3 protein-coding genes are annotated in these 2,042 nt (G+C 58.1%); 2 read left to right on the plus strand and 1 reads right to left on the minus strand.

Features of this window, described 5'->3' with window-relative positions; translation table 11 throughout:
* On the plus strand, nucleotides 1–584 hold a 584-nt coding region (locus AC11W3_RS16975; protein ID WP_484093405.1), incomplete at its 5' end, for an MFS transporter.
* A 526-nt stretch (nucleotides 585–1,110) separates the two neighbouring features.
* On the opposite strand, the gene AC11W3_RS16980 is transcribed toward AC11W3_RS16975, so the two are convergent.
* Nucleotides 1,111–1,473 (minus strand): hypothetical protein, encoded by a 363-nt coding sequence (locus AC11W3_RS16980; protein ID WP_484093406.1) that lies wholly within the window; start codon nucleotides 1,471–1,473, stop codon nucleotides 1,111–1,113.
* 361 nt (nucleotides 1,474–1,834) lie between these two features.
* Between AC11W3_RS16980 and AC11W3_RS16985 the strand changes: the two genes are divergently transcribed.
* Nucleotides 1,835–2,042: oligosaccharide flippase family protein (locus tag AC11W3_RS16985; RefSeq protein ID WP_484093407.1), on the plus strand; the 208-nt coding region annotated here is incomplete at its 3' end.

Genomic DNA, 2,042 nt, shown 5'->3' on the forward strand with positions numbered 1-2,042 from the left:
TCTGCTGGCATCTCTGGTTCTACGGCTACTGGTCGGTCGAGATCGTAAAGGAATTCGGCGGCGGCGCCTTCTCCTCCGCGGCCCTGGTCGCTTCCTTCAACGGCCTGGCCGGCTTCATAGGATTCCCGCTCGGTGGAAAGATCGGCGACATCATGGCCCTAAGGCACAACGGCCGTCGGAACTCCCTGGCCACCCTGATGCTTGCCCTTACCGTGCTGATCTTCATCTTCGCCGCATACCTCATGTCCGGGCAGAAAAACCTGGTGGTAATGTCGATACTTCTCTTCGTGTCGGGGGTGGTCTTCTTCGCCCTGCAGGCGGTCAACTACACCGTCACGGCCGATCTCGCTCCGGTCGAACTGCGCGGAGCGGCCTTCGGCATGTGGAACCTCGTTGCCGAGATCGGTGCTGTCTTGTCGCCGGTCGTGGCAGGTGCGCTTCGCGATGCGACGGGGAACTGGAGTTCCGCGATCCTGCTGGATGGCGCCATCATGGCGGCGAGCTGCGTACTGGTCTTTGCCATCGGCAGGGTCATAAAGGTGCCGTCGTTGTTCGGCACACCGTACGGAATCAGGGAGAAGTAGAACTCTGCCGGTGGCCGCCTTTACCCTGGCCATCGTGGCAAAGGAATCTCCATCAGCGCTGACGAAAGGCGAAACCATTGGCCACGGAGAGGCCGGGAAGAGGGAGAGCATCGAGGGCTAGACGTCTTGCTCTCATTCCCGGTCTCTCGGTGGCTGATGGTTAAGGACTAAAGAGAGCAGCTCACCGCCACCGCGGCAGCTCCGGGGAAGTCGAAAGACAGTAGCTCCCGCCCATCGAGGGGAGCTCCGACAAAGTGGAAACTAATTAGCGCCAATCTTCCGCTATGAGATTGTCATCCTCGAATGCCCTTATCGGGGATCCAGATTTCCCGTCGTTTAGGAGCTGGATCCCCGATCAGAATCGCTTCGGGAATGACAGTTTTGGAAGCTGGCGGAAGATTGGTACTTCCGAATAAAAAGAAGCCCGTGATCCAAAAGATCACGGGCTTTTCAGTAGAGATCCCATCAGGGGTCCCGCTATCGACATCTCCGCAGTCGCCTCACCATCCGTGAACGTTCTCCTGCCTTAGTCCTCAACACTGATAGCTCCGGGGTCGAGCCCCCTTCCCCTGCGGGCGGCGCGTTTTTCAGCCCTCGCCTTCTTGCGGGCCTCGTAATCTTCCGAGGTACGGGGTTTGGCCGTCCGTTCGCCATCCCCGTCGCCCGTGGCGACCTGGGTCGATGGCGGCACCGTCTCAGACGGCGGCGTGGCCTGCCGAGACTGCCCCTGTGGCGGCGCCTCCCCCTTCTTCGCCGGTTGGTTGTCAGCCGCGTCCCCGGTGTACTCGACTATGATGACATCATCAGTCTCTTCGATAGTGCCGTGGCCGGCATAAGCCGGCAGGGCAAAAGCAGTCAATAGAAAAGCCGCATAGAAATACGCCTTCATGATCCCTCCTCAGTTCTCCCTGGTCACCGGCCTCTTCTTCCCAGCCGGCCCCCACACCTCAGATAGTGACTCCTATAACATTTACAACAGCAGCGGGCAAGGCTAAAACGCGGAACAGAGTCACCAGTAAAATGATTAGAGCAATGACATTAAGCCTGCTGTCAGTCCAATCCTTACCGTGCCTGTATCAGTGATGGCCCTGAGCCTGTGCCGCCGCCGAATTCCCTGGCCTCCACACAGGATATATGGTAAATACACGGTCATAATTGCACTCTAGTGAAAAGATGTTCAACATTAAGGTTTAACTCTAAGTATGGACCATGCCTGGACCCAATACCTGCCAGCTTTTATAAAGAGCAGGGTGGAGGGGCGTCAAGCCCTGCAGAAAGCCATCAGCAACACCGGGTGGCTCTTTGCCGACAATGTCCTGCGCATGGGCACAGGCCTTCTGGTCAGCGTCTGGGTTACGCGCTACCTCGGCCCGGAGCAGTTCGGGCTTCTTAGCTACGCCACCACCTTCGTCATGCTCTTTTCCTCGCTGGCCCTTTTGGGCCTCGATTTCATCGTGG

Source organism: Geomonas sp. (assembly GCF_056994735.1).

What these genes read in the sequence shown, in the direction of transcription:
- AC11W3_RS16980 (WP_484093406.1), bottom strand. Translation starts at nt 1,473, where the DNA reads ATGAAGGCGTATTTCTATGCGGCTTTTCTATTGACTGCTTTTGCCCTG.